Source organism: Oecophyllibacter saccharovorans, assembly GCF_006542375.1.
In the GTDB taxonomy this organism is placed as follows: Bacteria; Pseudomonadota; Alphaproteobacteria; order Acetobacterales; family Acetobacteraceae; genus Oecophyllibacter; species Oecophyllibacter saccharovorans.
Genome location: NZ_CP038143.1, coordinates 499,051 through 519,814 on the forward strand (window position 1 = coordinate 499,051; position 20,764 = coordinate 519,814).

Genomic DNA, 20,764 nt, shown 5'->3' on the forward strand with positions numbered 1-20,764 from the left:
CCCTGTATCAGGTGCAAGCTGAGTTCGACTTGAGAGGCTCAGTGCTCTACCCTGATCTTCTCCGAATTCTGTCCGCCAACTTCCCCTGCTCAAGGAAGACATCCGAATGACCCGTTTTCGCCTGCCATCCGTGAAATGTCTTCTGGAACGCCCCTCCAAAGCTCGTGAATACATCCAGCCGCGTGATGGCTCAGACCGAGGGCTCCTGAAGAAAGTCAGGCAGGTGGAAAAAGACGCCCATGCTGCAACGCCGCTGCATGCAGCTCTGCGCTGCCTGCGGCTGGCGGCGGCGCTGGGGGTGACGGTTCATGCGCTGCTGACCAAACGTAACACGGCTGCCGCAACGGGGTGGATCAGCTTCTGCTGGAGCCGCCCCCTGACAGGCACGCTCCTCTATCTGACCTTCGGCATCAACCGTGTGCAGCGCAAGGCCCAGCGCCTGATGGACCGTTGCGTCATTCCGCCTTCCCCCTCCCTGGATGCGCTCAGCTGCAAACCCGCACCCGAGTTCCGGCCCCTGAACCGCATGCTGGACCTCATCACGCCCTATCCCCTGCTGGGCGGCAATCAGGTCAACTGGTACAAAAGCGGCGATACCGGATATCCGGCCATGCTCGAAGCCATCAACCAGGCGGAAAGCTATGTCGTCCTGTGTTCCTACATCTTCCGTTATGACCTGGTCGGCAAGCAGTTCGTCAAAGCGCTGGGGGATGCGGTCGCACGCGGGGTGGAGGTACGTGTTCTCGTTGATGGCTGGGGAAGCGGCTATTTCTATTGCCCGATCCAGAAGGCCCTGGAAAAGGTCGGCGTGCCCTGCGCCCGTTTCATGCATTCCTTCCTGCCCTGGCGCATGACCTTCATCAATCTGCGCAATCACCGCAAACTGCTGGTTGTTGACGGCAAGGTCAGCTTCACCGGCGGTATGAACATCCTGCAGGAAGCCCTGATGGACCTGCCGCAGAAGCATCACGTGGCTGATACCGCCTTCCGCCTGATCGGCCCGGTCGCCCTGCAGCTGATGGATGCCTTCGCCCGTGACTGGGCGTTCACCACGGGAGAAATCCTGTCAGGACCGAAATTCTACCCCAAGCCTCCCACCCCGGGGAAAGTGCCATCCCGCGTCGTAGCTTCCGCGCCGGATGCCGATATGGGGAAAATCGAATACACGATTCTGCAGGCTGTGATCCTGGCTCAGCGTCACGTCTGCCTCATGACCCCTTATTTCATCCCCGATGCCCGTCTTGCCAGCGAACTGGCGCTAGCTGCCCTGCGCGGGGTAAGGGTCGACCTCATCGTGCCCCATCACAGCAACCACCACTTTGTGGATGACGCGCGTAACTTCTATCTCAAGCCCCTGGTCAAGGCCGGCGTGCATGTCTGGTTTGGCGGCGCGCCTTTTGACCATTCCAAGCTGATGACGGTGGATGGCCTGTGGAGCCTGGTCGGGAGCGCCAATCTTGACCCGCGCTCCCTGCGGCTCAATTTCGAGTGTGACGCCGCCCTCTACGACCAGGAAATGGCCGGCACCTTGCTGGATTACATGGAAATGCGCCGCGGCGAAGAACTGACCCTGGCCGATATCAAGCGCTGGCCGCTCTGGGTCAAGCTACGCAACGCCACCTGGCGGCTTCTCTCACCCTATCTCTGAACGCACCCGCCTTCAGAAAGGTCAACGCCTGCTCCCACCCCTGCTGCCGGAAAGGGAGGTCTCATGACAGAAAACGCATTCTCCCACCGTCCCGGACGCAGGAAATTCCGGCCTGGCTCCTTCACGCCCTCAGGCGGACAGGATGAAAGCGGGGCGGAAAACCGGACCTGGATCTGGGCACCCCCCAGCGAAGACGGGGACTGGGAAACATTTTATACTGACGGACTCATGGGGCTGCCAGGAGAAGAAACCGGGGACCTGAGCGTGCCTGAAAACCTGCTGCGTTTCCGAAGGGACGGGAAATGGGCTGGAAGCGCGGGCAGGCTGCGCTGCCTTCTGGATCAGGTTCAACCAGGCGATACGATCTATGTCCGGCAGGGCCCCCGTGAAATCATAGGCCGCGGGATTGTCTCGGGCGATTACCGCTTCCTGCCCGCACAGGATGGTGCGCCGCATACGCGAAACGTCACCTGGACTCACAGGGGTCACTGGCCCTGGACCGCGCCTTCACCCCTGCCTCCGCAGTCCCTGGCCAGCGCTGACCATCGCAGAGCTGCTTTCGGAGAACTTGAAACACGCATGGGAATCGTATCCTTGACGTTTCCCGACAGCCCGGTCCAGCCCGCCCCCTTTACCCTGACCGAGGCGCTCCGGGACCTGTTTCTGCCAGGCGGACGTTTCGAGGAACTGCTGGAAATCTGGCAGAGAAAGAAGAACCTTATTCTTCAGGGCCCGCCCGGCGTCGGCAAGACCCATATCGCACAACGCCTGGCCTATGCCCTGCTGGGCCGCAAGGATCCTCAACGCCTTGAGCAGGTTCAGTTTCACCAGGCGTATGACTACGCCTATTTCGTGGAAGGCTATCAGCCGACCGAAGCCGGGGGGTTTTCTCTCAAACCCGGCATCTTCCGCACTTTCTGTGCCCGTGCTGCCAATCGCCCCACACAGCCGCATGTCTTCATCATTGATGAAATCAACCGTGGTAATGTAGCAGCCATTTTCGGCGAGCTCCTGTCCCTGATCGAGGCCGGCCACCGCGGCCGCAAGCATGCCCTTCCTCTTGCGGTCAGCCATACGCCCTTCCACATTCCGGAAAATGTCCATCTTCTGGGGCTGATGAACACGGCTGACCGCAGCCTGATCGGGCTGGACCGCGCCTTGCGCCGGCGCTTTGCCTTTGCCACCCTCGCACCGGCCTTCAGTCATCCGGAATTTGCCAGCTTCCTGCAGAAACGCCAGATTCCGCTCTCACTCATCAGCCATATCCGGAGCTGCATCGCCGAGCTGAACGCCGAAATCTGCCGCGCGCCCCTGCTGGGCGAAGGTGCGCAGATCGGGCACAGTTTCTTCATCCCTGAAAGTGAGGTTGAAGATCCGGATGAATGGTACCGGCATATCATTGTGCATGAACTCCTGCCGCTTCTTGAAACCTACTGGCCCGGCGAACCGGAACGCCTGGCCACCCTGCGCCAGCAGCTGCTGAATATGCCTTCGTCCCCCACTGCAGAATCAATACCCCTTCATGACAATACCGGTACGTAACATTTACTACATGCTGCTTTACGCCTGGGGCCTGTTCCGGGAAATCAATCCGGCCACCTCGGAACAGGAAACCGGAGCCTTCACTCATGGGAACTCCCTGCCCGTTCTGGTGGCCAGCGTTCTGGCGCGCGTGACCCGCCAGCAGCTCCAGAGTGCCCTGGCAGGCGGTTACGGGCCGCAGCATGCCGGTCTTTCCGCTCCCCGAGGTCGGATTGACCTGGCAGCAGTGGTCCGCAAGGGAGGGGCCCGGGAGAGCCTTCCCTGCGTGTTCGATGTCTATTCCAGTGATACGCTTCTCAACCGCCTGTTACTCGGCACGCTTCTGCAACTCACTGAAACGCCTGAGCTTCCGGCTCCGCTCAGACGAGAGCTGGCCGGTCTGGCCGCACAGTTCTCAGCGCTGACCCCGCTCGCCCCACAGCCGCAGCTCTTCGATCAGCTGCCTCCCCTGCCTGTATCTTCACGCTATCCCCTGCTCATGGCGCTCTGTCGTTTCTGGGCCGAGCAGCGCCAGCCCCTGGAAAACGGACGCGGCTTTCGTTTTCCGATTCCTGACCGCACGCGCATGAGCGCCGTTTTCGAGAAGTTCCTGGGCAATTTCTACCGCCATGAAATGCAGGATATCCTTACAGATGTCGGTGCCCGACGCCTGAAATGGCCTTTGACCGGCCCGGATGCAGAGGATCTCCTGCCTGACATGCTGACTGATCTTGTCCTGCGCAGCGGCGAACGCACCCTGATCATTGAAGCCAAATTCTTCCGCCGCATTTTCCGGACACATTTCGCTGCTTCCTCCGCAACTGGCGAAGAAACGCTGACAGGCAAGCTCAATTCAGCCCATCTCTACCAGCTGGCCAGCTACCGGCAGGCCTGGGAGCAGGCCGGCAACGGCCGGGCGGATGCCGCTTTGCTCTATGCCCTGCCGGGCCCGGCCACGCCTGGCCCTGAAGCGCTGTCGGTTGGCACAGGCGAATTCAGCCATCGCTTTCGTTGGAAAGGCCAGGAACCGGACTCAGACAAGGATCCGTATCTGTTTGTGCATGCTCTTTCCCTGGCGCAGCCCTGGCAGGCCATTGATGCCAGGCTCCGCAACCTGGTCGGAGACTGGCTGGCCAGCTGAATTCCCCTTACGGACGCTCCCTACTTACATGGAACCGTCTTTGCGCAGATGCAGCGTTTTGAGCGCGCTGAGCGGCAGTACCTCGATACTGAGGGTAAAGCGGGTATGGGTAACGGGATTCTGCATATGAATAATCTGGGTATGCCCCGCTGAAAGATTCATTTTCTGGACGGTAACCGCATAGGAAAGAGCTGGCACGGTGACCTGCAGGGGACCGTATTTTCCACCTGACCCATGCAGCGTGACACGTGTTCCGCTCCCGAAAGGATAATAGGCCAGAAAAGCCAGATCGACCTGAACGACGTCTCCATCCTGGTAAGGCGTGCCATCAGGCGTGGCGGCGACGCGCTTGCCGTCATGGAGCACGGCGCGGGGGGTGATATCGATGCGGTAGCCGCGCATGGAGAAACTGCGTTGCGTCGGCGTGTTGGGCATCTCAGGTGGCAGGCTTGCGATCATCATGTCTTCAAGCGGCTGCACACGCTTCTGGGAAAATTCCGACAGTCCGAACACCAGCCCCTTGCTTGGCGAGATCTCCTGCGCATAGGCGTTTTTCAGCGGCACCTTCTCACGGTAAGCCAGCAGGGTGGGATGGTCGGCATCCAACCCGATGGTATCGCCGGTCATGGGCGTCAGGCCGACCAGATCGAGGACATGTCCATCAGTTCGGCGCAGGCTTGCACGCAGACGCAAGGGGATGTTTCGGATGTGAATCGATACCATCGGTCTGGAAGCGATCTTCTGCAGGTCCGGATCGCCGACTGGCGTCCCCCATCCCGTCAGATCCTCCTGCTGCGAGTTCGTATCCTGAGCAGCATTTGCTCCCCCCTGTGAGGAAGCAGATTTACCTTTGGCGCCAGTAGGCGGGCGCGTTTGCGCTGCCGTCCGGCCTGGCTGAGGACTAACTTGCTGCTGGGCAGGGTTATGTGACGTTTCCCCATTGGCCCCGGCAGCTGCAACAAACAGGCTGAACGCCCCAAGACCCAAGATGATTTTCACCTTCGCCGGCGCCCGGCAAAGCGATCCGTCATGGTTGAGATTCAGACTGAAAGCACGCTTGAACGCAGGGCGCATCGACAGATCTTTCCTTTTCATTCCGAAAGCTCTTTTTCGGACTCTCGTTCTGCCTAGACAGTTTGGCAGGCCTGTAAAACTGCCAGAGCCCGCCGGCAACAGAACCAGATATACGCGCCCCAAACCAAGGAAAACAGCCCAAAAACCTGCCTGGCACCCCTCAGTAAAAGAGGCTTCTTCAGAAAAGCGCCAGCTGTGCACCCGGTGCCGGCTCTGGAGGAGCATACCGGGCTGTATCCAACTGCGTTACAGTCGCCTTGAACACCTCATAGCTCTCGAGCGCCTGCTCCAGCACTCCCCTCTGCTTGAGCGCCACCATCAGGGCCACGCTTCCTGCCTGGCAGGTCGGGGAATGCTCCGGGTTGAGCGTCACTTCCGTGAAACCGTTATAAGTGGAAAGCTGCATCCAGTCCTGTGGTGTAAGGATGGGAAAGGCTGCAGAAATATAGAGAAAGTCATATCCTGACAGCGGCTCATATGTCTTCCCCTCCAGTCGCGCGCCGATGAGAGGACCGTTCACACGGCGCCAGTGACGCGGATCTTTAAGCGATTCCCAGGGGGGAAGATGAAAGAGCTCTGGAAAGGGACCGCCCTTTTCCAGGACCTTGCTGCCATTCCAGAGGCTTTCGTAACTGGTTCGGATGTTGCCCTGTGGGGTCTGCACTTCGCATGAAAGATTGAAGGGGCTGAGACGCTGGCCCAGCGGATGCAGGCTCTTGGTGGAAATATCCAGCACCCGGGAAATGCCCAGAGCCTGCGCCTTTTCGTGAAGGACCCGCACATTGGCGCGCTTTTCAGCGGGAGTCTGCCAACCCTGCCAGGGAAAGGTGATGGTGACTTCCTCAACCAACCTCTCCCCTTGGCGCTGAGGCACGTAAAGGATGCGTTCTGCCATGGCCTTCCTCCCTGTTCAGCTCCCGTTTTCCGCCAGGCTGCGCAGGTGGAAATAAACCCGCCTGCATGCCTGGACATCAGCCATTGCATCATGGGCATTCACCAGCTTTTCACCAAAGAAATGCCGCATGCATTCCTCCAGCCGCGGCGGCTTGGGGCCTCGCCGCCCCTTGGCCAGCATCGAAGGCGTGGGCGGCAGCGCCAGCACTGCGCTGGCTGCCTGCATGGTGCAGACCTGGCTGGACGGCAGTTGCCAGTCCGACCGGCCGGAACGGGCATACATTGTGGCCATGATCCTGCAGTCAAAAGCCACGTTGTGCCCGATTACCCGGTCTGCCTGCTGCGCCAGGTCATGGAACAACTCCGCAGCCAGTGCTTCCCGCACGCCATAACGCTGTGCCTTTTCGGTCGTGATACCGTGAATGCGGGTGACAAAAGACGGAATATGCCAACCTTCCGGCCGGATCAGCACGTTGATGGCTGAGATCTCTTCACCCAGATCATCGGTCAGAACAGCTGCCAGCTGAACGCAATGCGGCTGGGCCGGGTCGTCAACAGCGCGCCGGGCTGAAGGCAGACCTGTCGTTTCCGTATCAAAAAAGAGCAGCGCCATATGAACTCCCCACCTGTACCGGGACCGCCGGTTACAGGCGCCGTGCGAACCAGACCACCCGCCCCAGGATCTGAACGTCTTCCGCCAGGACGGCATAGGTGGAGAAACGTTCGTTTTCAGACTTGATCCGAAACATGGCCGGATCGCTGCCATGCACCCGCTCCACCCATTTGCAGACGATACCATCCCCATCAAAGAGGACGAAAATACCCGGCTCAATCACATTGTTGCGGCGCCGATCGATGAGCACCACATCACCGTTCTGCAGAACCGGCTCCATGGACTGCCCCTCCACCTCGATCACCCGCAGATCGGAAGGCTTGGCCCGCAGTTCATTGCGCACGAAGCTTTCTTCAAAATATTTCGGCCCGCCCAGGCAGTCGCCTTCCACAAAGCCGCCGCCCCCCATGCCGGCACGAACGGAAATAAAGGGAACGGCCACATAGCCTTCCGGGCTGTCGATTCGGGTCACTTCCGGCAGGTCAGCTGAAGCCGCCCGGCTGTCTTCCATCATCAGCAGCCATTGCGGTGTCACCTTAAGATGGGGGGCCAGCAGTTCAGCCCATTCAGGACTGAGCCGGGTCGTCCCCCGCATCAGCTTGTAGATGTTTTGCTTGGTGGTGCCGGCCAGATCGGCCAGGGCCTTCTGGCCCAGGTTGCACTGCCGCATTCGGCTTTCAAGGCGTTTGGCCCTGCTCTGGCGCGGATCGGCATTCATGAACTTCTTCCTTTCATTTTCGCTCCTCCGACTTGCCGGAACCTCCAGAATATCAGAGCCTTCACGTAACCTTATAAGTTACTGCACGAATCCGGTCCAGTTATCCAGCCTTGACTTTACGTCTTTTTCTGCCGCTTTTTCCCCCATCAAAGTCGCGTCTTTCCCAGCCCCTTGCGACATTCCAGACGATATTCCAGGAAACCGCCGATGACCCATCCTACTGAACCTGCAAAAAAACCTTCAGAACCAGGCTCAAAAACCGACCCGGCTGCAGCAGCCCTTGTCCAGCAGCTGCGCCGCAAGCAGTGGATCACCAATTCCCTGCTTATCTGGGCCGGGTTCGCCACGGTTCTGAGCGTGATCGCCTGCGCCCTCAACAGCGGCGCAGGGCGCCTTGCTCCCCTCATTACCGGTATCGGCTTTGGCATGACGGTCTATTATTGTGTGGCAGCCTTGACCATTCTGAAAAACGCCCCTGTCACCGATCTGCCCCGGGAATTCGCCAAAGCTGCTGTCCAGTTGCGTTATGCCTGGTGGTCGGTGGGGCTCACTTTCTGCCTCGGTATCGGCTGCAGCATCGTGGTCAAAGTCATCCTTCCCCACTGGCACAGCTGACAGCTGAAAGGCACGGGTTCATTCCGCATGCCCGCTGTGCAGGAGAGACTGCGCACTGGCAGCGCGACGCATCCAAAGCCAGTAGATCAGACTGGTCACGGTCAGGCTGACGAGCCAGGAAAGATCCACATTCCGCATCCAGTGCGCTGCCCAGCCGGTATAGAGACTGATATGGAGAAAGGGCAGTTCCACTGCCACGCCGATGAGATAACAGACCATCGCCGCCACATTGATGCGTCCGTACCGCCCGCCATCAGGCGCGAAAAAAGCCGCCACATCATACTCGCCGTGACGCAGCAGATAGTAATCCGTCAGGTTGATGGCAGTCCACGGAACCAGAATGGCCATCAGCACGTCGAGAAAGGATGTGTAGGCCTTCAGGAAGTCATCCGCCATTCCCAGACTCATGAGAAGCGCCAGCGCCAGCAGGGCCACTGTCGTGCCCAGACGTGCAGGCATGCCGAAATGCCAGGCAGGCCGGAAAGTCTGCACGAAAGTCAGGCTGCATAACGTGCCGCAATAGACGCTCATCGCATTGGCAAGAGGAATGGCCAGCGCCAACACGAGCAGAATGACCCCGCCCAGCGGACCGGTTGCATCAGCCAGCGCTGCGGCCACCGGCAGACCTGGCCACTGCAGCGCAAGCAGGCTGCCCAGAATCATCGGCAGCACGGCACCGATGACGCTGCCGCCATAGCTGGCGCCGAAAGCCAGGCGCATGGCCCGCTGCGTGGGCGGCAGGTAGCGCGAGGAATCCGACACGTAGGGCGCATAAGCGATCTGCCAGAGTGCTGCGACCGAAAACGCCCCGAAAAAACCGGCTACCGAACCATGAAGGTTGCCCAGCAGGCCCGGCGACAGACTGCGCAGTGTGCAGAGCAGCGCCAGCAGGACGGCTGCAGCTGAAATCCAGCTGGCCACTTTCGAGCACAGATGGATGGTCCGGTAGCCCATCGCGCAGGGGACAAGGGTGAGAAACGCCACAAGCACGATACTGCCGGTACGTCCCAGAGCCGGCACGACATGCGTCAGGGCCTCTCCCCCCACCACGCAGTTGGAAGCGGCAAAGCCCATATACATGAGTATGACCAGGACGATGACCGGCACCGAGCCGTAAAGCCCGAACTGCCCGCGGCTCTGCACCATCTGCGGCACCCCGAGCTGCGGTCCCTGAGCGGCATGCAGGGCCATGAACACAGCGCCGGCCATGTTGCCCAGAACGATCGCCAGTACCGACCACACCAGCGAAAGCCCGAACACCACCGGCGCCAGCGCGCCGGTCACCACCGTCAGCAGTGTCATGTTGGCGCTGAACCAGACCGTGAAGAGATCCGACACGCGCCCGTGCCGTTCATGGACGGGAATGGGGTAGATCGTGTGGTGCTCGAAGGTCTTCTGGCGCGGAACAGACGGGGCGGGCTGGGTCATGGCGCGGAGTTTCCTACAGGCGACGAAGCTGGGGAAGACCTAACAGAGGGCAGAAAAAAGAAAAACCGTGGTTAAGCCCGATCTGCCATCTCTTTTCCCTCTTGCGCCCACTCGGAAGGCCAACCGTCCTTTCACGGGCCCTCTTTATCGATAGCCCTGATCCCGACAGGTCTGTCCTTTCTTTTTGAGGCCCTCCTTCTCAGAAGGGTGTTCCCAGCGCGACAAACCTCCGCCGGCCTTGAGAACAGGGGGTATAAGGCTGGAAATATGTCGGAAACACGACAGGCAAACATGGCTGAAATCTGGCTGGTTCCCATTTTCTGTCTTTTTCCCGACACATTCCGCGAATTCTCATGCAAATTCCCATGCATTTGTAATAAAATTCACTTCTTTGCCCTAGGCGGGGGCGCAGGGTTCGGCCAGAATACTTTCTGCTCCACACCTGTCTGGGTCACTGCGCCGCAGTCCCGGAGAAGGTGGGTTCAATACAACTTCTTGTCTGGAGGAGAGTCCATGTCTCTGCACGCTTCCATCCGCTTCGCCGCCGTTGCCGCCCTGATGGGCGGCATGTTCAGCGCTGTTCCCGCCATGGCTGACGACACGGCGCCGGCTGCTGCGCCCGCGCACCACTCGGGCTTCCACCCCATTCGTTCCCTGCATCGCCACTGGGAAAAGGTGAAGGCACGTCACGATTTCCGCCACCTTTCGGTTGATGGCCAGTATGCGCTGATCGACATTCTGGAAGCCCAGGACTTCCTGAATGCCAACAAGACCGACCAGGCCATCAAGAGCCTGAAGAAGGCCACTGACCGCCTGAAGGCTGCCGGCAAAGCCGACAACAAGTTCATGGCTGCTGAAGCCCAGCTGCAGGTTGCCCCGCAGCATCCGCTTCCTTCCACCCATGTTCCCCAGCAGGGCCAGGTCACCTGGATCCCGGTTGCCGGTGAATTCATCGTCAGCGACACTCTTGCGCCTGAGAAGAAGGCTGCCATTCAGAAGGCCAATGCCCTGCTGAAAGCCGGCAAGACCGCTGAAGCTCTTCAGAACGTGCAGATCGTCAGCAGCGATCTTGACTTCATTCTCTATCTGGCCCCGCTGGCCCAGACCGAAGGTGACGTGAACCGCGCCCTCGTCTTCGCCCAGAACAAGAATGACAAGGAAGCCAGTGCGGCTCTGACCGAAGCGCTGAACAGCCTGGTGGCCGTGTCTGAAAACTTCTACACCACCGAACTTCCGGCTCCGGGTGCCCCGGCAGCTGCCAACACTGCCGCTCCGGCAGCCACGGCGCCGGCTTCTCCGGCCCCTGCAGCAGCTCCCGCTGCCCAGCCGGCCGCTCAGTAAGGCAGAAGCCCTGCTCGAGCCGAGCCGCCTGGCACCGCAAGACACGTCAGGCGGTTCGCGGCCTCAGAACAAGACCCCCGGCAGGATCCTGCCGGGGGTCTTGTTATTCTGGCCCTGTGGACGACTCTGACCGCTCTTTCGAAAACCACCGGTTTTCCGCCATTTTTCCTTGTGGAAAACCATGTGGGAAACCTGTGGAACGGCTGTTGAGGACTCCAGCCTGACCCTTCAGCTCAAGGACGGGTTGAAGGCGCAGTCCTGTTCTGGCCGCCCTTATCCTCATCCGCGGGCAGCACGCTTTCCCAGCCCCCGCCCAGAGCATTGTAAAGGCGGGCCAGATCGTCAGCCAGCGCCGCATCGCTGGAAGCAAGGCTCATTTCAGCATTCTGCACGCGCGACTGCGCATCCAGCACGTCCAGATAAGTCGCCAACCCGGAGCGATACTGACTTGTCGCCAGCTGGAGGCGCCGCTGTTCATCCTCTGTGGTGGCCAGCAGCCCCTGGCGATGAAACTGTTCCTGACGATAGGCTTTCAGAGCGTTATCCACTTCGTTCCAGGCTTTCAGCACTGTCTGGCGATAGGAGATCGCCGCTGTCTTCTGCTCGGCTTTCTTCAGCCGCAACTGCCCGACCAGTCGCCCCCCCTGGAAGATCGGCAGGGAAATGCTGGGGCCGACATTCCAGGCACGCGCATTCCACATCGTCAGATCCTTGAAGGAGAGGGTCTGCATGCCGAAATCTGCATTGATGGTTACTTTCGGATAGAAATCGGCCACAGCCTCGCCCACTTCAGCCACCGTTTCCCGCAGGCGGTCTTCAGAAGCACGGATGTCGGGGCGCCGGTGCGCCAGCTCAGACGGCAGGCCGATCGGCACGTAAGGCGGCACGGTCGGAATAGTGGCCGGCCTGTCGAGCTCACTGTCCAGGCTGTGGGGCGGTGCGCCCAACAGCAGGGCGATGGCATTTTTCTCCTGAGAGACGGTCTGGGCCAGCGAAGCCTGTTGCGCTTCAACATCATGCAGGCTGCCCTTGACCGCCTCCACATCGACTTCCGAGACCAGTCCCGAGCGATAACGATTCTCAGTCAGGGCCAGCAGGTCCGCCAGGGTCTTGTGATTCTGCGCCAGAACCTGCGTGCGCTTCTGGTCCCCGCGCAGAGTCAGATAATCGCGCGCCATGTCCGCCTGCTGCGCCAGCAGAACAGAGCGCTGCTCTTCCTGGGTCATTTTCATGATCGCCTTGGCCGCTTCATACTGGCGCGCCACCCGTCCCCAGAGATCGACCTCATAGGTGGCGTCAATCCCGTAATTCCACTGATTGAGCAAGGGAATCTTGATATCATTGGGGTCCATCGTCTGGAAAGGATTGGGCCCCGGCATACTGGAATCACGGCCGATGCGCCGGATGATCTCCTGCAGCTGGCGTGAACTGTTCTGGGTATAGTTATAAGTGCCCTGGGCTGACATGAACGGGAAACGTTCAGCCCCGGCAATCTGCATTTCCGCCCGGCTTGCCAGCAGGGCCGAGGTCGCCATCTGGAAGTTGAGGTTCTCTACTGCCACCCGCTCTTCCAGGGAGGTTAGCAGGGGATCGTGAAATTCCTTCCACCAGTCGCTGTCAAAAGGCCGCTCGACCACCACGCTCAAAGGCGGTGTCGGCGCGTTGGCCTCCGTCTGGGGCACGAAGTTTCTGGGCGCCCAGGAATGGGGCGGATGATAATGCGGCCCGACCTGACAGGCCGAAAGTGCCAGCAAAGCCACGCCGCCCAACAGGGATTTGACTGCTCCCGCCCTCTTCGGCGCCTGAAGTGACCGCTGACAGTGGGGCGGAGCAAGAAATGAAAGAAGGTTTTTCACAGAAGGGCTCCTGTGGGGGAAATAACCGGAAGGGCTGGGGAAAGAAATCGTTTCTGTCCTTGCTCTTGTCATTGCCGGAAACTCCTGCAATGACCGAACGGATCGGTCAGTCTGATCCGCCCCGAACTGTAATGAGCCCCGCCCCTCTGCCTGCCGGGACCCCGCTTCCAGCCGGAAAGCCGAACCGCATGATATCTTCGCCTCCGACCAGCAACGCTTCGCCCTGCACCTCGCCCGCCGACAAAAGGAGTCAGATTCTGGAAGGGGCAGGCAGGGTTTTTCTGGAATCCGGTTATGAAGGCGCCAGCATGTCGGAGATCGCCCGCATGGCCGGGGTTTCCAAAGGCACGCTTTACAATCATTTCGCCAGCAAAGCGGATCTGTTCAGCGCTTTTTTCCGCCAGACCAGCAGTCAGATGCAGGCCGCCCTCGAGGTTCTGGGGCGCAACGACAGCCCCAACCTGCGCGACAGCCTGACTCAGGCGGCTGAAGGAATCATCAATGTGCTTCTCCAGCCCCACGCCCTGGGGCTGTACCGCATTATCGTAACGGAGGCGGCACATTTTCCCAAGCTTGCCGATATCTTCTGGCACAATGGTTTCGCCAGCACGCTGGAAAATCTCTCGCACTGGTTTTCCGCCGCTGCCGCACGCGGGCAGCTGAACATCAGCGACCCGCAGCTGGCAGCCGACCAATTCATGATGCTGTGTCAGACGCGGATCGTCCAGCGCCGGCGGTTCATGATCCCCGTTGAGGACGATCCGGCCAGCATCACGCGCATCGCAACCCTGACGGCAGAAAGTTTCCTGCGCATCTACGCGCCCTGAAAACAGACGCTGGGAGGGAAAGCCGGACATCAATGCGCCCCGCCCGGGGCCGCCTTCGGCTTGCGCGGTGGGGCTGCGATCAGACAAAGCGGCACCATGCCCAGGGCAACCAGACCCAGAATGTCGAACACCTCGTTATAGGCCAGCATCGCCACCTGCTGCTGGAATACATTGTACAGGTGATACATGGACCAGGCCTGCGCCCGCAAAGGCGCAAAGCCATGCGCTTCCGCCAGTTTCTGGCCGTGAACCAGGTAGTTGTGCACTTCAGAGCGCGGCAGATACATGTAACTGGACACATCATTCTGGTGCACCTGCCGCGATTCTGTCAGCAATGCCCCGGAAAGAGAGATGGCCTGGGAACCGAAGTAATTGCGCACCATGCTGAAAAGTGCCGAACCGTCAGCATTCAGCGACCGCGGCAGCGTCGAGAAAGCCAGCATGTTGATGGGCACGAACAGGAAAGCCAGCGGGGCCGTCTGCCTGATGCGGCACAGAACGAGAAACCTGAAATCAACATCGGCATAGAGCTGGGCTGCCAGAAAGAGCGACATCGCCATGGTGAAAAACCCGAAGGCGATGATGTAATGCAGGGGCACGCCGCGCTTCATGAGCTGCCCGACAACGGGGATCAGCAGGATGATCGCCACGCCGCCTGGCGCCAGAAGTTCACCGGCCAGGGTCGCGGTGTATCCCTGCACCTGCTGGGCAAATTGCGGCACGATCACCGCTGAGGCGTAAAGCACCATCCCCACCACACCGATCATCAGCGTGCCCAGGGCGAAATTGCGGTTCTTCAGCACCCGCAGCTGCAGCAGGGGATGTTTGGCTTTCAACAGCCAGATAATCGCAGCCACCGTGCAACCGACACCCATAATGGCCATGAGACGGATGAAGGGCGAAGCGAACCAGTCCAGGTCCTCGCCGCGATCGGTCATGATCTCCAGGCAACCCAGGCCGATGGAGATCAGGGAGATGCCGACCACGTCAATCCGCTCGCGACGGCTGCGCTCCCATGGCGGGTCCTCCAACAGGATGGCAACCAGGATCGTGGTGATGATTCCGAAGGGCACGTTGACGTAGAAAATCCAGCGCCAGCTGAAATTGTCGGTCAACCATCCTCCCAGCAGCGGCCCCAGCACCGGGGCGACGATCGTGGCAATGGCTGTCAAGCTGAAGGCGGCGCCGCGCTGCGAGGGCGGAAAGATGTCAAGAATGATGGATTGCTGGCAGGGCTGCAGACCGCCGCCGAAAAATCCCTGCGCCAGCCGGAAGATGATCAGCATCGGCAGCGACGTGGACAACCCGCACATGAACGACATGGCCGTAAAGCCGATGATGCAGATCAGGAAATATCTCTTGCGGCCGAACAGGCGCGACAGCCAGCCTGAAATGGTCAGCACGATGCCATTGGCCACCAGATAGGATGTCAGCGCCCAGGTGGCATCGTCATAGGAACTGCCGAGCGCACCGGCGATATGGGGCAGGGCGACGTTGACGATCGTGGTGTCCAGCACTTCCATGAAGGCTGCCATCGTCACCACGACGGCAATCAGCCAGGGATTGTGCCTGGGGCGCCAGTTCTCATGCGCTGCCGCCTCCTGCGCCTTGCCAGCCGAGCCATCATCTTTCGGTGGATTGGCAGCCGTGGTTGCGGCACTCACTTCACTGCCCACCGCTTGCCAGATCGACCACCGGCTCCACCGAGAGTCCAAGGGCCAGAGGACGCTTGGGGTCCAGGCCCTTGTCGATCAGGATCTTGACGGGAATACGCTGCACGGTCTTGACGAAGTTACCGGTAGCATTTTCAGGCGGGAAGGCACTGAACGCCTCGCCAGAACCCATCTGCAGGGAATTGATATGCCCTTCCAGGCGCAGATCTGGATAAGCGTCGACGGAAATCTTCACTTTCTGGCCCGCATGCATATAGGTGATCTGGGTTTCCTTGTAATTGGCCACCACCCAGACTTCCGGCTCCACGATCGAGAACATTTCCTCGCCTGTCTGAACGAAGTCTCCCTGCTCGACCGTACGCTGCGAGATCCAGCCATCATGCGGCGCACGCACGGCTGTCCATTCCACGTTCAGCTTTGCTTTTTCCATCGCTGCCTTGGCCGCGGCCAGACTGGCCTGAGCCTGGCTCAGGCGGGCATCGGCACTTTTGATGTTCGGCACCACAGGCTGCGCCTGCGTCAGCTGACCCTGCGCCATGGTCACCGCACCGCGCGCTGAATCCAGCTGGGCGCGGGCATAATCAATGTCCTGCTGCGAAGTGGCGGCACGCATGACCCGGTGCTGGCGGGCATAGTCGGTTTCAGCCTTGAAGAGGTCAGCGCGCGCGCGCGCCAGATTACCCTGGGCGATCACCAGCTGGCCCGGATAATTCTTCTGCGCCACTTCCACGGCCAGGCCATATGCAACCATGTCGGCCTGGGCCTGCTGCAATGAAGCCTGAGCCTGGTGCAGGCTGGCAATATAGTCACGCCCGTCAATGGTCACCATCAGGTCGCCCTTGTGGACGAACTGGTTATCATCAATCAGCAGCTGCGACACGTAACCGTTCACATGCGGGGCGATGGCCACCTTGCGACCGACGGTATAGGCATCATCCGTCTCGACATCGTTCCGGTGGAAGAAGAGATAAAGTCCGATCCCCAGAATGACCACGACCACCAGCAGGATCAGCAGCAGCCGTTTGGCGGAGCTGCCTTTCGGCACCGGCTTTGCAGGCGCCTCGCCCGTCTCAGCTTTCTTGGCCGGTTGCGCCGCTGGCCGCTCAGCAGAAGGCACTGCTTCGCCTTCTTCCGCCCGTGCCGGCGCCTGCACCCGCGGCGTCTCGGAAGGGGGGGCTGATGAATGATTAGACGGATGATTCTGCGACTCGTCTTGCGCCATTCTAGGTCCCTGTTGCGGGCCCAGGCACGGGCCCTGTTGCGTCGTTGCGGACGTCCTGAGCAGAGGCAAGATCAGCCTCGGTTGTTCTTTGACTGTTTTTCCCGGCCTGCTTTTTTCTGCAGGCGCTGGCAGCCGCAGGGATCCTGCCGCACGCCTTGACCCGGCAGATCAGGGCCGAAAGAAGAGCCCCAGTAGGAAACGGCAGGGTTTTCTGCGCGCTTTCCTGCAGATTTCTGCCACTGACCAATCGGTCAGGAAGCAATGGCATACACCGCAGCACTTGACAAGTCTGTCTTTAAAATCAGGTGCGGGCCCGCAAACTTCCGGAAACCCCACCCCTCATAATCCGGTCTCTCTTACAAGATCAGATACCGCTTCCCAAATCCTGCTCCGCCCCCTCTTCACCTTCCCGGCCTGCTTTTTTCTGCAGACGCGCTGCCTTGAGCGTGTTGAGCAGCAGGCAGGCAATCGTCATGGGTCCGACGCCGCCTGGCACAGGTGTCAGGTAACCCGCCACTTTTTCGACTTCAGAAAAATCCACGTCTCCCACCAGCCTGCTGCGTCCATCAGGCTGGGGCAGGCGCGTGATGCCGACATCAATCACTGTGGCCCCGGGTTTGATCCAGCTGCCCTCAACAAGCCTGGGCTTGCCTGTCGCCACAACCACGATATCAGCTTCACGGCATATTTCGGGCAGATTGCGGGTGTGCACATGCGCAACCGTGGCCGTGCAGTTCTGCTGCAGCAGAAGCTGTGCCATGGGCTTGCCCACGAGATTGGAGGCCCCGATCACCAGCGCCTGGCGACCGGTCATGTCCGCCTGCACGGCCTGCAGGAGCATCAGGCAGCCCAGGGGGGTGCAGGGCACAAGGCCGTTTTTCATTCCCAGGGCCAGCCTACCCGTATTGACCACACCCAGACCGTCCACATCCTTGTCGGGATGGATGGCATTGGTCACCACAACCGGGTCGATGTGGGGGGGCAGCGGCAACTGCACCAGAATGCCCTGCACCTGAGGATCGGCATTGAGAACGCTGACAAGTGCCATCAGCTCGGCCTGGGTGGTGGATTCAGGCAGCATGTGCATGAAAGAGCGCATCCCCGCCCGATGCGTCTGGATGGCCTTGTTCTTGACGTAGATTTCAGAGGCCGGGTCATTGCCGACCAGCACCACCGCCAGTCCCGGCACCGGTGCCCCTTTGGCCACCAGCTCTGCGACAGCTTCACTGACCTCCCTGGTCAGAGCATTGGCCATGGCCTTGCCATCGATAAGCGTGGCCCCGTCTGTTGGGGACGGACGAAGAAAGGGAGAGGCGGCCATGAGGGGAACTCCACACTGAAACCTGCTGCAACAAGCTCTCTGTCATAAACACTTCTCGCGCATCGGGCGACAGGAATACTGAGCTGCGCTCCTGAGTACAGCTCTTTACGAAACCCCGCTTCTCATCCAGTCTGGCCCGAGCGCCCTCCCGCAATGACACCAATCGCCCGTCCCGGTGGGAGGCAGTGGAAGCACAACCAGAAAGGAGCCATGATGCCTGAGATCCCGCCCCATTCTGCCGCTTCCGGCAAGCAGCCGACGGCCGGGCATCCGCAGGCCGACCTGGATTCTTCCACCGCCCCGCGGCTCAACTTCGCCAGTGACAACGTTACCCCTGCCTGCCCGGAAGTCATGGCGGCCCTCATCGAGGCCAATCAGGGCAGTGTTCCCTCCTATGGTGAAGATGAGCTGACCGGCGCCCTGAACCAGCGCTTCTCTGAAGTGTTCGAAACTGAAACCGTGGCTTTTCCCATCGTCACCGGCACGGCTGCCAACGCCGTGGGTCTGAGTGCCATGACCCCAGGCTGGGGCGGGGTTCTCTGTGACCAGAGTGCCCATATCAACGTCGATGAAGGCGGTGCCCCGGAGTTCCTGACCTCTGGCAGCAAACTCACCGGCCTGCCTTCCCCGGACGGGCGCATGTCGCCTGATGCCCTGCAGGAAGCCCTGGCTCTCAACCGCGAAAAAGGCGTCCTGGCCCCGCCTTTCAAGGTCCTGTCGCTGACCCAGGCGACGGAATGGGGAACGGTCTATGAGCCTGCAGAGCTGAAGGTCCTGACGGCCACCGCGCATGGACACGGTCTCGCAACCCACATGGATGGCGCACGCCTCAGCAATGCCATCGCCCACCTGAACTGCACCCCCGCTGAAACCACCAGCCAGGCAGGAGTGGATATGCTGGTGTTCGGCGGCACGAAAAACGGGGCCATGGCTGCAGAAGCCATCCTCTTCTTTCTCAATGAGCGCACGCGCCCCATGGTGGCTGCGATGCCCCATCTTCTCAAGCGCAGCGGTCATCTGTGGTCCAAGGAGCGTTTCATGAGTGCGCAGCTCCTGGCACTCCTGAAAGACGATCTGTGGCTGAGAAACGGCCGGCATGCCAATGCCATGGCGCAACGGCTCCTGCAGGGTCTGCTGCATCATCCGGCCGCCCATCTGCCTTTCAACGTGCAGGGCAATGAAGTTTTCGTGGTTCTGCCCGATCCCACGCTGGCAAGGCTGGAAAAAGACGGGTATCGCTTCTACCGCTTCCCCACGCCGCCAGGCGTGCCTGGAACCCTCGTTCGGTTCGTCACCAGCTTCTATACGCGCCCACAGGACGTCGATGCGCTGTTGGCTGCCACTTTCGCGCCCTGATCTCGGACGATCTTCTCCATGAGCAAGGCCCGGCTTTTCCCTTTCTCCCATCAACCAGGCTGCGACCGGCTGCTTCATGCTGGCAGAAAGAGCCGTAGCTGCATGAAGATCGGCCTTCTGGCTGCCAATCTGCCTGCGGCGGCCTGCACCATCCGCGGCACGACTGATTTCCCAGTAGCGGGGGCTTATTTTCCGAGCTGGCTTCTCTGCCTTTTCGGCGGCGTTCTGAGCGCCCTTCTCCTGCGGGTGCTGTTTCTGGCGCTCGGGATCGACCGTTACCTGACGTTACGCCTGTGCACTTATCTCTCTCTGGGCGGGATCATCGGCCTGGCGACATGGTATATCTTTTTCGGCCCCTGACCCTTCTTTTTCCACCCCTATCCCCGGCACTCCATGTCTGCTTCCGATCCCAAGTCTTCCCCTGCTGCCCCCGCTTCAGAAAAGAAGCACGCGTCACAGAACATTACGGGCACGAAAATCCGCAGCGGCAAACCGGTCGGCTACCTTATCGCCGGTTTGGCGGTTCTGGGGGTGGTGGCGCTGGCGCTTTTTGTCAACAGATCCTCTTTCCAGCATCCGACAACCGACAGCGGCACCATCACGGCAGACGTTGTCCAGATCGGCGCTGAAGTCGGCGGGCGCGTCAAAGGACTGTATATCGAGACCGACCAGCATGTCCGCAAAGGACAGCTGCTCTATGAGATCGACCCGGAACCTTATGTGATCGCCCTTCACCAGGCTCAGGCCAATGCGGCCCTGGCCGAGGCCGGATATGATTCGCAGAAACGCCAGATGCGCGTTGCGAGCGCCAATGCCGCGGCCAGCGCTGACGCCCTGCGCGCCGCCCAGGCCAACCAGGGCCTTGCTGCCCGTACCGTGGCGCGCCTGGCCCCTCTGGCACGCCAGAGCTATGTCAGCTGGCAGCAGTTCGACCAGGCCCGCACGCATCTGCGCGACGCCGACAATGAGCTGGCTGCCGCCAAACAGCGCAATGCCGCCGCCATCACAGCCATCGGCGACCTCAAACGCTCTGAAGCGACCCTGGCCAGCAGCCGCGCGGTTCTGGCGCAGGCGCAGTACAATCTCAACCAGACACGGGTCTACGCTCCCCAAGATGGCTACGTGGCCAGTCTGGATGTCCGGTCAGGCGAACTGCTCGCCCCTCATCAGGTCCTGTTCACGCTGATCACCGACAGCACCTGGTATGCCATGGCCAATATCCGCGAGCTGGATCTTCCGCCGATCAAGCCTGGCGACTGTGCCACCGTCTATTCCATGATCAACCGGCACATTCCCATGAAAGGCACGGTGCTGAGCATCGGTTGGGGCGTGCTGAGCGATGACTACAAATCCATCCCCACCAGCGTGCCTTACGTGGCCCGCCAGATGGACTGGGTTCACGTAGCCCAGCGCTTTCCGGTGCGCGTGCGTATCGACACACCCCATGTGGAGCTGCTGCGCATGGGGGCAACCGCCAATATCGAAATGAAGCACGGCGCCGCCTGCCGTCCCTGAC

Annotated in this window: 18 protein-coding genes; 9 read left to right on the forward strand and 9 right to left on the reverse strand. The window is 60.4% G+C overall.

Features of this window, described 5'->3' with window-relative positions; translation table 11 throughout:
* Positions 1-106 precede the first annotated feature (106 nt).
* The 3 genes from E3E11_RS02190 (at position 107) to E3E11_RS02200 (ending at position 4,310) form a co-directional block, all read left to right on the forward strand.
* Positions 107-1,648 (forward strand): phospholipase D-like domain-containing protein, encoded by a 1,542-nt coding sequence (locus E3E11_RS02190; protein WP_141450987.1) that lies wholly within the window; start codon positions 107-109, stop codon positions 1,646-1,648.
* 63 nt (positions 1,649-1,711) lie between these two features.
* Positions 1,712-3,190: an AAA family ATPase gene (locus tag E3E11_RS02195; RefSeq protein ID WP_141450988.1), complete on the forward strand. Its 1,479-nt coding sequence runs from the start codon at positions 1,712-1,714 to the stop codon at positions 3,188-3,190.
* Positions 3,171-4,310, forward strand: a complete 1,140-nt coding sequence (locus E3E11_RS02200; protein WP_141450989.1) for a 5-methylcytosine restriction system specificity protein McrC — start codon at positions 3,171-3,173, stop codon at positions 4,308-4,310. Before E3E11_RS02195 ends, E3E11_RS02200 begins: the two co-directional genes overlap by 20 nt.
* A gap of 24 nt (positions 4,311-4,334) precedes the next feature.
* Here the strand turns inward: E3E11_RS02200 and E3E11_RS02205 are convergent, their stop codons facing one another.
* The 4 genes from E3E11_RS02205 to E3E11_RS02220 all read right to left on the reverse strand — a co-directional run bounded on the left by E3E11_RS02205 (position 4,335) and on the right by E3E11_RS02220 (position 7,609).
* Positions 4,335-5,384, reverse strand: coding sequence for a hypothetical protein (locus E3E11_RS02205; protein WP_141450990.1), 1,050 nt, complete (start codon positions 5,382-5,384; stop codon positions 4,335-4,337).
* A gap of 178 nt (positions 5,385-5,562) precedes the next feature.
* Positions 5,563-6,279: a DarT1-associated NADAR antitoxin family protein gene (locus E3E11_RS02210; RefSeq protein WP_141450991.1), complete on the reverse strand. Its 717-nt coding sequence runs from the start codon at positions 6,277-6,279 to the stop codon at positions 5,563-5,565.
* Between the two features lie 15 nt (positions 6,280-6,294).
* A complete protein-coding gene (locus E3E11_RS02215) occupies positions 6,295-6,891 on the reverse strand; it encodes a 3'-5' exonuclease (RefSeq protein ID WP_141450992.1) in 597 nt (198 codons plus the stop codon).
* 31 nt (positions 6,892-6,922) lie between these two features.
* A complete protein-coding gene (locus E3E11_RS02220; protein ID WP_231118961.1) occupies positions 6,923-7,609 on the reverse strand; it encodes an XRE family transcriptional regulator in 687 nt (228 codons plus the stop codon).
* Positions 7,610-7,816: 207 nt separating this feature from the next.
* Here E3E11_RS02220 and E3E11_RS02225 point away from each other — a divergent pair, with 207 nt between their 5' ends.
* A complete protein-coding gene (locus E3E11_RS02225; RefSeq protein WP_141450993.1) occupies positions 7,817-8,224 on the forward strand; it encodes a hypothetical protein in 408 nt (135 codons plus the stop codon).
* A gap of 18 nt (positions 8,225-8,242) precedes the next feature.
* Here E3E11_RS02225 and E3E11_RS02230 read toward each other — a convergent pair whose 3' ends face one another.
* Positions 8,243-9,652, reverse strand: coding sequence for a purine-cytosine permease family protein (locus E3E11_RS02230; RefSeq protein WP_141450994.1), 1,410 nt, complete (start codon positions 9,650-9,652; stop codon positions 8,243-8,245).
* Positions 9,653-10,165: 513 nt separating this feature from the next.
* Here E3E11_RS02230 and E3E11_RS02235 point away from each other — a divergent pair.
* Complete coding sequence (locus E3E11_RS02235) at positions 10,166-10,993, forward strand: YfdX family protein (protein ID WP_231118962.1); 828 nt, start codon at positions 10,166-10,168, stop codon at positions 10,991-10,993.
* 233 nt (positions 10,994-11,226) lie between these two features.
* On the opposite strand, the gene E3E11_RS02240 is transcribed toward E3E11_RS02235, so the two are convergent.
* On the reverse strand, positions 11,227-12,753 hold the full coding sequence (locus E3E11_RS02240; RefSeq protein WP_231119009.1) for an efflux transporter outer membrane subunit: 1,527 nt from the start codon (positions 12,751-12,753) through the stop codon (positions 11,227-11,229).
* Positions 12,754-13,037: 284 nt separating this feature from the next.
* Between E3E11_RS02240 and E3E11_RS02245 the strand changes: the two genes are divergently transcribed.
* Positions 13,038-13,676 carry a TetR/AcrR family transcriptional regulator gene (locus E3E11_RS02245; protein ID WP_141450996.1) on the forward strand — a complete coding sequence of 213 codons (639 nt, stop codon included), beginning with the start codon at positions 13,038-13,040 and terminating at the stop codon, positions 13,674-13,676.
* Between the two features lie 29 nt (positions 13,677-13,705).
* On the opposite strand, the gene E3E11_RS02250 is transcribed toward E3E11_RS02245, so the two are convergent.
* From E3E11_RS02250 to folD, 3 genes are all read right to left on the reverse strand, one after another.
* On the reverse strand, positions 13,706-15,232 hold the full coding sequence (locus E3E11_RS02250; RefSeq protein ID WP_331250975.1) for a DHA2 family efflux MFS transporter permease subunit: 1,527 nt from the start codon (positions 15,230-15,232) through the stop codon (positions 13,706-13,708).
* Positions 15,233-15,341: 109 nt separating this feature from the next.
* Entirely contained in the window at positions 15,342-16,571 is a 1,230-nt protein-coding gene (locus tag E3E11_RS02255; protein WP_141450997.1) for an HlyD family secretion protein, read from the reverse strand.
* Between the two features lie 364 nt (positions 16,572-16,935).
* Entirely contained in the window at positions 16,936-17,892 is a 957-nt protein-coding gene (gene folD, locus E3E11_RS02260) for a bifunctional methylenetetrahydrofolate dehydrogenase/methenyltetrahydrofolate cyclohydrolase FolD (protein WP_141450998.1), read from the reverse strand.
* Positions 17,893-18,102: 210 nt separating this feature from the next.
* On the opposite strand from folD, the gene E3E11_RS02265 reads away from it, so the two are divergent.
* From E3E11_RS02265 to mdtN, 3 genes are all read left to right on the forward strand, one after another.
* Positions 18,103-19,248: a threonine aldolase family protein gene (locus tag E3E11_RS02265; RefSeq protein WP_141450999.1), complete on the forward strand. Its 1,146-nt coding sequence runs from the start codon at positions 18,103-18,105 to the stop codon at positions 19,246-19,248.
* A gap of 102 nt (positions 19,249-19,350) precedes the next feature.
* Positions 19,351-19,608 (forward strand): YtcA family lipoprotein, encoded by a 258-nt coding sequence (locus E3E11_RS02270; RefSeq protein ID WP_141451000.1) that lies wholly within the window; start codon positions 19,351-19,353, stop codon positions 19,606-19,608.
* A gap of 33 nt (positions 19,609-19,641) precedes the next feature.
* A complete protein-coding gene (gene mdtN / locus E3E11_RS02275; RefSeq protein ID WP_141451001.1) occupies positions 19,642-20,763 on the forward strand; it encodes a multidrug transporter subunit MdtN in 1,122 nt (373 codons plus the stop codon).
* Position 20,764 lies beyond the last annotated feature (1 nt).